Consider the following 7,644-nt stretch of genomic DNA (forward strand, 5'->3'; position numbering starts at 1 on the left):
GTCAGGCACCTTCCAGCTGACTGTGGCTCGCGTCCCGGCCGCCGAGGCGGCGCAGCAGCAGCGCCAGCGCCAGGCCCACCAGGACCAGGATGACGGCGATCGCGCTGGCCGGGCCCATCAGGTTGGCCTGGAAGCCCCTCTTGTACATCTCCAGGGCGAGCACCCGGGTGGCGTCCCCCGGGCCGCCGGCGGTGAGCACGAAGATGAGGTCGAAGAAGACCAGCGACCCCACGACCATCAGCGTCGAGGACGTGATGATCGTGTACTTGAGCTGGGGCAGGGTGATGCTGAAGAACATGCGGACCCGGCCGGCGCCGTCGATCTCGGCGGCCTCGTACATCGAGCGCGGGATCTGGCGCACGCCACCCTGGTAGATCAGCGAGTGGAACGGGATGAACTGCCACGACACCACGAAGATCACGACGCTGAAGGCGAGGACGGGCTCGCCCAGCCAGTCCTGCACGAGGATCGGGATCCCCAGCCCGGCGCCGAGCCCGAAGTTCGGGTCGAGCAGCGCCTTGTAGGTGATCGCGATGGCGGCCGAGCTGAGCAGCAGCGGGATGAAGTAGATCACCGAGAACACCGCGCGGTAGCGCTGGAAGCCGGCCAGGAACGTGCCGAGCAGGATGCTCGCCGGCGTCTGCACCACCCACGACATCGCGATGACCAGGAACGTCACCCACAGCGCGTGCGGCAGGCCGGGATCGGAGAGCACGGCGCGCCAGCTGTCGAAGCCCGCCGGACGGATCTCGCCGAGCCCGTCCCAGGCGGTGAAGCTGAGCACGAAGACCCCGATGAGCGGGATGACGCCGAAGCCGACGAAGAGCAGCAGGGCCGGTACGGCCAGCCAGGCCAGGCCGCGCCCCTGGCCGCCGGGTACGGCGGCCAGGGGCGCGTTTCCCCTGGCGGAGATCGGGGGGACCGTCACTTGCCTATGACCTCGTTGAGGTTCGTGGCGAACTGCTGCGGCGAGACCGACAGCTGGAACAGCTTGGCGATGTTGTCCAGCAGGACCTCGGCCGCGGTCGGGCTGAGCGCCTGGTCCCAGGACTGCTGGAAGGACTTGGCCTTGCTGGCGGTCTCGTAGACGAACCGTTGCCACGTCCCGTCGAGGTCGGTGCCGAACTGCGAGTCGGTGCCCTTGACGATCGGCACGAAGCCGTTGCTGGCCCAGTCCTTGTTCTGCGCGTCGGAGTTCATCTCGGTGGCCAAGAACTTCTTGACGATCTCCTTCTCCGCCTCCGACGCCTTGGAGGAGATCGACATGTACTGGGCCGGGTTGCCCACGGTGTCGCTGGGGTCGCCCTTGCCGCCGTCCACCGGCGGGAAGTTCATGTAGCCGAGGTTGCCGCCCTTGACGAAGTCGCCGCCGGTGTCGCGCATGTTGCCGTACGTCCAGCCGCCGTGCAGCATCATCGCGGCCTTGCCCGTGTACAGCAGCGCCTGGTCGGCGTTGGAGTCGGCGGTGATCGAGGAGAAGCCCTTGATGAAGCCGTTCGCCTTGATGAGGTCCTGCATCTTGGTCAGGGCGTCGATGGCGGCCGGGTTGCTCCAGGCGTCCTTCTCGCCGTCGAAGACGGCCTGGAAGACCTCGGGGCCGGCGATGCGGTCGAAGAGGAACTCCAGCCACATCATGTTCGTCCAGCGCGACTGGCCGCCGAGGGAGAACGGCGCGACGCCCGCGGCGTTGAACTTCTTGACCAGGTCCATGATGTCGCCCCAGCTCTGCGGGGGCTGCGCGCCGACCTTCTCGAAGACCTTCTTGTTGTAGAAGAGGACGATCGGCGTCACGGCCTCGACCGGCACCGCGTAGATCTTGCCGTCGACCGTGGCCGCGTTGAAGGAGGAGGGGAACAGCTTGTCCTTCAGGGCCGCGTTCTGGTCGAACCAGGAGGTGAGGTCGTCGACCTGGCCGGCCTGCACGTAGCTCTTCAGTCCGCCGCCGCCCCAGCCCCAGATGATGGTGGGGGCCTCGCCCGCGCCGATCGCCGTCTTGATCTTGGTCTTGAAGGCGTCGTTCTGGAACATCGTGGTCGCGAGCTGGCCGGTCGGGTTGGCCTTGTTGAAGCGCTCGACGGCGCGGGTGCGGATGCCTTCCTGTGGCTGTCCGGTGAGATACCAGTAGGTGGCCTTGCCGGCACCGCTGCCGCCACCTGTGGTGGTGGCACCCCCGCCACCGGCGCCGGCCTGGGTCGGCCCGGAGCCTCCGCAGGCGGTCAGGGCGGCTCCGAGGGGAAGGCCCATGGAGAGGCTGAGGAAGGTGCGGCGGGAAGTTGACCTGTTCTCCACGCTGATCTCCGTACTTGAACGCCGGGGGGTTGGCCGCGCGGCTCGTTGATCGTCGGGTGGTGGTGGCGGGCGGCCGGGGACGCGGCGCCTGCCGATGCCGCTCGTCACGTCTCCTTTGAGTGAGCTCGTCGAAACATTTGCGACATACCGCGTGGTCCGTCAATTTAGGTTTCGACCATGGGCCTGTCAAGACCGTGGTAACCGGGAATCTGCCCATCCGAGCAGCGCGTGTGTAAAGTACTCAGGCGCGGCGTTCATCTGGTCGTCTGTAAATCGGAGACGCTTGCTCGTAGGCCACTCGACGACATCGAAACATTTCGAAATACTCACGGCGGGAATCGGCTTTAAGGAGAGCAGATGACGGCTCTGGATCGGACCCCCGCGATGGACGGTGTGCTCCGCCCGTGGCAGGACCCGGCGCTTCCCGTGGCCGACCGAGTCGAGGCCCTCCTCGCGGAGCTGACCCTCGAGGAGAAGGTCGGCCAGCTCGGTAGCCGGTGGTTCGGCAACGACATGCAGCACGAGCCGGCGCAGGACGCCGAGACGCTGAACGTCGCCCCGATGCAGGACGTGTTCACGGCCTCCGGCACGGTCCCCCTCGACGAGGCCGTCAGGCACGGGCTCGGCCACCTGACCCGGGTGCACGGCAGCGCCCCCGTGACCGCGCGGGAGGGCGCCGCCGAGGTGGTCAGGCTGCAGCGGGCCGTCGTCGAGCGCTCCCGGCTCGGCATTCCGGCCATCGTCCACGAGGAGTGCCTGACCGGGTTCACCACGTACGGGGCGACCGTCTACCCGGCGGCCATCGCGTGGGGGGCGACGTTCGACCCTGAGCTGGTGGAGCGGATGGCGGCCGCGATCGGCCGGGACATGCGGGCCGTGGGCGTGCACCAGGGCCTGTCACCGGTGCTGGACGTGGTGCGCGACTACCGGTGGGGCCGGGTCGAGGAGACGATGGGCGAGGATCCGTACCTCGTCTCCATGCTCGGCGCCGCCTACGTGCGCGGGCTGGAGAACGCGGGCGTCATCGCCACCCTCAAGCATTTCGCCGGATACTCCGCCTCCCGGGCGGCCCGCAACCACGGGCCCGTGCCGATGGGGCGGCGCGAGCTGATGGACATGATCCTGCCGACCTTCGAGACCGCCATCGCGCTGGGCGGCGCCCGGTCGGTGATGAACTCCTACTCCGACGTGGACGGCGTGCCGGCCGGAGCCGACCCCTGGCTGCTGACCGAGGTGCTGCGCGAGGAGTGGGGCTTCACCGGGACGGTCGTGTCGGACTACTGGGCGATCCCGTTCCTGGCGAGCATGCACCGCGTCGCCGCCGACACCGGCGAGGCGGGCGTCCAGGCCCTCGCCGCGGGCGTCGACGTCGAACTGCCCGACACGCTCGGCTTCGGCCCGCACCTGGTCGAGCGGGTACGCGCCGGCGAGCTCCCCGAGTCGCTGATCGACCGGGCGGTGCGCCGGCTGCTCACCCAGAAGGTGCAGCTCGGGCTGCTCGACCCGGACTGGACGCCCGAGAAGTCCGTGTCCGGGGCGGATGACGTGGATCTAGACTCGCCGGGCAACCGGGCGCTGGCGCGCGAGCTGGCCGAGCGGTCGATCGTCCTGCTCGACGCCGGTGACGCGCTGCCGCTGCCTGCCGGGCCGCGCCGGATCGCGGTCGTCGGGCCGTGCGCCGACGATCCGCGGACGTTCATGGGCTGCTACGCCTTCCCCAACCACGTGCTGCCCCGTCACCCCGCGCTCGGGCTCGGCATCGAGGCGCCCAGCCTGCTCGACGGGCTGCGGGCCGAGCTTCCGGAGGCCGAGATCGTCCACGAGCGGGGCTGCGAGGTGCAGGGCGACGACCGCTCCGGGTTCGCCGCCGCGCTCGAAGCGGCACGCGGGGCGGACCTGTGCGTGGTGGCCGTGGGCGACCTCGCCGGGCTGTTCGGCCTCGGGACCTCCGGGGAGGGCTGCGACGCCGACGACCTGTGCCTGCCTGGGTTGCAGGAGGACCTGGTGGCGGAGCTGGCCGCGACGGGCACGCCGGTCGTCGCCGTCGTCGTCTCCGGCCGTCCGTACGCGCTGGGCCGGGTGCGCGCGGGCGCGGCGGCGCTCGTCCAGGCGTTCATGCCCGGCGAGGAGGGCGGCGCGGCCGTCGCCGGCGTGCTGTCCGGCCGGGTCCAGCCGTCGGGCAGGCTGCCGGTGCAGATCCCGCGCGGGCACGGCGGGCAGCCGGGCACGTACCTGCAGCCGCCGCTGGGCGCCGACAGCCAGGGCATCAGCAACCTCGACCCGACCCCGCTCTTCCCGTTCGGGTACGGCACCTCCTACACCAGCTTCGAGGTCGGCGACCTGCGGATCAGCGACGCCGAGGTGCCCACGGACGGCGAGTTCGGCGTGGCGGTCAGCGTGCGCAACACCGGGGACCGGGCCGGCGAGGAGGTCGTCCAGCTCTACCTGCACGACGTCGTCGCCCAGGTCACCCGGCCGGTCCGGCAGCTGACCGGGTTCGCCCGGGTCCGGCTGGAGCCCGGGGCGAGCGCCCGCGTGACCTTCCGGGTGCACGCCGACCGGACGGCCTTCACCGGCCGCGATCTGAGGCGCATCGTGGAGCCCGGGGACCTCGAGGTGCTCGTCGGCACGTCGGCGGCCGACCTGCCGTGCCGGGGCACGGTACGGCTGACCGGCCCGTCCCGGGTCGTCGGCCACGACCGGCGCCTGGACACCCCCGTGTCGGTCGAGCGGGAAAGGGGAGTCGATGCCGTCCAGTTCTAGACGCGCCACGCTGGCCACGGTCGCGGCCTCGGCGGGCGTGTCGGTGGCGACCGTGTCCAAGGTGCTCAACGGCCGCAGCGACGTGGCGCCGACCACCCGCTCCCTCGTGCAGTCGCTGCTGCGGGAGCACGACTACATCGCGCCGTCGCCACGCCGGGCCCCGGGTACGGACGGGCCGGTCGCCACGGACACCGTCGAAGTGCAGTTCGACGACGACTTCAGCACCTATTCCACGGAGATCATCCAGGGTGTGGTGGCGGCCGGGGCGGAGCTCGGCGTCGGGATCGTCGTCAGCGTCAGGAAGAAGATCGACCACCCCGCCGCGTGGGCCGGGGACCTGGCCGCCGCCGGGCGCCGGGCGCTGATCTGCGTCACGTGCGACCAGCTGAGCACCCGGCAGCTGGCCGCGCTGTCCCGCGTCCGGCTGCCGCTGGTCGTGATCGACCCGCTCCACCTGCCGCACGCCGGCGTGACCAGCGTCGGCTCCACCAACTTCGCCGGCGGGCTGGCCGCCACCCAGCACCTGCTGTCCCTCGGCCACCGGCGCATCGCCTACCTCGGCGGCCCGGCCACCGCCGCCTGCCACCAGGCCCGCCTGCACGGCTACCGTGCCGCCATGGAGGCCGAAGGGGTGCCGGTGCCGCCCGCGTACACGCGCTCCGGGCACTTCCGCTACGAGGACGGACTCGAGTACGGCGGGGCCGTGCTCGACCTGCCGGAGCCGCCGACGGCGATCTTCGCCGGCTGCGACGAGAGCGCGCTGGGCGTCATGGAGGCCGCCAGGGAGCGGGGCCTGCGCGTCCCGCAGGACCTGAGCATCGTGGGGTTCGACGACACCCAGATGGCCCGGATGGCCTCCCCGCCGCTGACCACCGTCCGCCAGCCGCTGCGCGAGATGGGTGGGGTGGCGGTGCGTACGGCGCTGCGGCTGGCGGCCGGCGAGAAGATCGACTCCCACCACGTCGAGCTGGCCACCGAGCTGGTCGTCCGCGCCTCCACGGCGAAGCGCGTCTGACGTGGATTTTGTCAGGCGCCTTGCACATATTCCGTAAGGCGCCTTACGATTCTTCGGGTGATCAACGACTCCGCCGCCCAGCCGCCCTCCTACGCCGAACTCCACGCCCGGTACGGCACCCCGCTCGGCGTCGAGGAGGCCCGCGCCGGCTGGGGGACCATCGTCAAGGCCGCCAGGAACGGTGAGACCATCCTGGTCACCCGCGAGCGCTGGGAGTGGGCCGCGCTCGTGCCGCTCTCCCAGGTGTCCGGGATCCTGAGCGGGCTCCCGCTCGTGCCGCTCTCGACGGCCCGGGCCAAGCTCGGCGACCTCGTCCGGCAGGTCACCCAGCCGTACGACGAGAGCCCTGTGCTGCTGGGCCGCCACCGCACCCCCGTGGCCGCCCTGATCTCGGCCCGCGACCTGATCAACCGGGCCGCGCCCCCGTCCAGGACGGACGCCGAGGCCATGCTGCTCGACGGGCACGCCGTCACCCTCACCTGCGACCCGGACGCCCCGGCCGGCCCGGTCTTCTCCGCCGTGGCCGTCGACCGCGAGGGCGGGGTCGTCGCGGCGGGCTCCGGCGCCGACCTCCGCGAGGCCCTGCGCGCCCTCACCCCGACGCGGGACTGACCGGCCCCGCGCCGGCCGTTGTTACGATCCTTCTCATGCACAGCGCGGAAGCCGCAGCCGACGGAGAGGACATGCGCCGGGTCGTGGCTCTGGCCGTCGACGCCCTGAGGGACGCGGATGCCGATGCGTGGGAGGCCAGGGCGGGGACGCTCGAGTGGACCTGCCGGGAGACGCTCGAGCATCTGGCCGACGACCTGTACGGCACGCGGGGCGCGAGTTGAGCGCGGGCGGGGCGGCTCCGTACCCGGTCGGCGCCACGGTCCTCGTGGTGCCCGTGCCCGAAGCCGAGCCGGTCGTCGGCGGCCAGCGCGCGTTGTTCGACCCGTCGGCCAGGTACGGCGTGACCGCGCACGTCACCGTGCTCTATCCGTTCCTGCCACGGCCGGAGATCGGGGACGGGACGCTGGCGGAGCTGGCGGGGCTGTTCGCCGCCCACCAGCCCTTCGAGGCGGCCTTCACCGGTTGCGGCCGCTTTCCCGGCCTGCTCTACCTGGGGCCGGAGCCCGCCGGGCCGTTCGCCGCTCTCACGCGGAGCGTGACCGGCAGGTGGCCGGCGCTGCGCCCGTACGGCGGCCGGTACGGCGAGGCCGTCCCCCACCTGTCCGTCGGCTACGGCGACGACGAGGTCCTGGACGGCGTCGAGTCCGCCGTCGCGCCCGGACTGCCGTTCACCACCCGCGTCACCTCTGTTGACCTGGCGAGCTTCGACGGGCTCCGCTGGACGCCCGTCACGCGCTTCCCGCTGCGCCAAAGCCGGATATTTCAGGAATGAGAACGGCCTCCGCCGACGACCGGATCCAGCTGGTCATCACGGCCTACGACGCGGGCCTGGTGTCACCGTCCCGCTGACCGGCGCGGGCCTGGTGTCATCGCCCGGCTGACCGGCGCGGCCCGCCCGGACACGCGGCCGCCGCCGGTTCGCACGACCGGCGTGCATCGGTGCCGCCCGTGCCCCAGGGCTGGGG

At 71.7% G+C, this 7,644-nt stretch carries 7 protein-coding genes; 5 read left to right on the forward strand and 2 right to left on the reverse strand.

Annotated features, from left to right (window positions below):
- Position 1: 1 nt before the first annotated feature.
- Both ACWDRB_RS63260 and ACWDRB_RS63265 read right to left on the reverse strand, forming a co-directional pair.
- Positions 2 to 928 carry a carbohydrate ABC transporter permease gene (locus tag ACWDRB_RS63260; protein WP_397374530.1) on the reverse strand — a complete coding sequence of 309 codons (927 nt, stop codon included), beginning with the start codon at positions 926 to 928 and terminating at the stop codon, positions 2 to 4.
- Positions 925 to 2,289, reverse strand: a complete 1,365-nt coding sequence (locus ACWDRB_RS63265; protein ID WP_449911703.1) for an extracellular solute-binding protein — start codon at positions 2,287 to 2,289, stop codon at positions 925 to 927. Before ACWDRB_RS63265 ends, ACWDRB_RS63260 begins: the two co-directional genes overlap by 4 nt.
- A gap of 357 nt (positions 2,290 to 2,646) precedes the next feature.
- Here ACWDRB_RS63265 and ACWDRB_RS63270 point away from each other — a divergent pair, with 357 nt between their 5' ends.
- From ACWDRB_RS63270 to ACWDRB_RS63290, 5 genes are read left to right on the forward strand one after another with little or no spacing between them, the layout of a single operon-like run.
- Positions 2,647 to 5,052, forward strand: a complete 2,406-nt coding sequence (locus ACWDRB_RS63270) for a beta-xylosidase/alpha-l-arabinosidase (protein WP_449911705.1) — start codon at positions 2,647 to 2,649, stop codon at positions 5,050 to 5,052.
- Positions 5,036 to 6,067, forward strand: a complete 1,032-nt coding sequence (locus ACWDRB_RS63275; protein ID WP_363985079.1) for a LacI family DNA-binding transcriptional regulator — start codon at positions 5,036 to 5,038, stop codon at positions 6,065 to 6,067. Before ACWDRB_RS63270 ends, ACWDRB_RS63275 begins: the two co-directional genes overlap by 17 nt.
- A 57-nt stretch (positions 6,068 to 6,124) precedes the next feature.
- The gene (locus tag ACWDRB_RS63280; protein WP_449911708.1) at positions 6,125 to 6,679 is read left to right on the forward strand and encodes a type II toxin-antitoxin system prevent-host-death family antitoxin; all 555 of its coding nucleotides are present in this window, start codon (positions 6,125 to 6,127) and stop codon (positions 6,677 to 6,679) included.
- 35 nt (positions 6,680 to 6,714) lie between these two features.
- A complete protein-coding gene (locus ACWDRB_RS63285; protein ID WP_449911710.1) occupies positions 6,715 to 6,900 on the forward strand; it encodes a hypothetical protein in 186 nt (61 codons plus the stop codon).
- 47 nt (positions 6,901 to 6,947) lie between these two features.
- Entirely contained in the window at positions 6,948 to 7,451 is a 504-nt protein-coding gene (locus ACWDRB_RS63290) for a 2'-5' RNA ligase family protein (protein ID WP_449911712.1), read from the forward strand.
- Positions 7,452 to 7,644: the final 193 nt, after the last annotated feature.

Source organism: Nonomuraea sp. NPDC003707 (genome assembly GCF_053587055.1).

Excerpts from the sequence above, each read along its gene's own strand:
- ACWDRB_RS63275 (WP_363985079.1), top strand. The coding sequence starts at position 5,036 with ATGCCGTCCAGTTCTAGACGCGCCACGCTGGCCACGGTCGCGGCCTCG.
- ACWDRB_RS63270 (WP_449911705.1), top strand. The coding sequence starts at position 2,647 with ATGACGGCTCTGGATCGGACCCCCGCGATGGACGGTGTGCTCCGCCCG.
- ACWDRB_RS63285 (WP_449911710.1), top strand. The coding sequence starts at position 6,715 with ATGCACAGCGCGGAAGCCGCAGCCGACGGAGAGGACATGCGCCGGGTC.